We start from the raw sequence: 762 nt of genomic DNA, 5'->3' as shown, positions 1-762 counted from the left end.
GTGCGTCGCGCCCGGTTCGAGAGCCGCGCGCTCCCGAAAACTTTGGCTTGGCTCGGGCGCGACGCACCGCTCGCCGCGCTCGCCGGCGCCTTCTCGCTCGACGGACGGTTCGAGGCCGGGGACAGGTCGGTGTCGTGGCCGAGCCTGCGGGTGGGGCTCGGCGACGACGTCCTGGATGGGGCCGGCGCCGTCACCCTCGGGACCGGACCCGAGCCGCGCCTCTCGGTCCAGGCGACCCTGGCGGCCGAGACCCTCAACCTGTCGCCGCTCCTCGCCGACCTGATCCGGCTGTTCGAGGCCGAGCCGGCCTCCCTGGCGCTGGGTCCGCTGACAGGGGGCGATCTCGACCTGCGCCTGTCCGCGGCCGAGGGCCGGGTCGGTCCGGTCCTGGCGCAGGACCTCGCCGCCAGCATCCTGGTGCGGGACGCGGCCGTGGAGGTCGCGGTGAACCGGGCGCGCCTGCAGGACGGCATGCTCAAGGGGCGCGTCACCCTGGCGAGCGCCGCGGATCCGGCCGAGACCGAGGTCCGGATGCAGGGCAGCCTGGACCGGGTCGACGTCGGGTCCCTCCTGGGCGAGATCGGTGCGGGACGCTGGTTGAGCGGGCCGCTGCAGGGCCAGTTCAGCCTGGAGGGCAGCGCCCGCGACAGCGTCGCCCTGCTCGCCAGCCTCGGCGGCCGCGCGACCCTCTCGGTCGACGGCGGCGCGATCGCGGGCCTCGATCTCGCCGAACTCGTCCACCGCAACGGCGCGGTGCCCACC

1 protein-coding gene is annotated in these 762 nt (G+C 75.7%); it reads left to right on the top strand.

The features are described 5' to 3' along the window. Nucleotides 1–762, top strand: a 762-nt coding sequence (locus FV228_RS31465; protein WP_147857945.1) for an AsmA family protein, incomplete at both ends; no start/stop codon positions are given.

The sequence above is a fragment of the Methylobacterium sp. WL18 genome, assembly GCF_008040015.1.
Lineage (GTDB): Bacteria > Pseudomonadota > Alphaproteobacteria > Rhizobiales > Beijerinckiaceae > Methylobacterium > Methylobacterium mesophilicum.
Note: the sequence above shows the minus strand (reverse complement) of the source record. Positions and strands in the feature narration are given on the sequence as shown.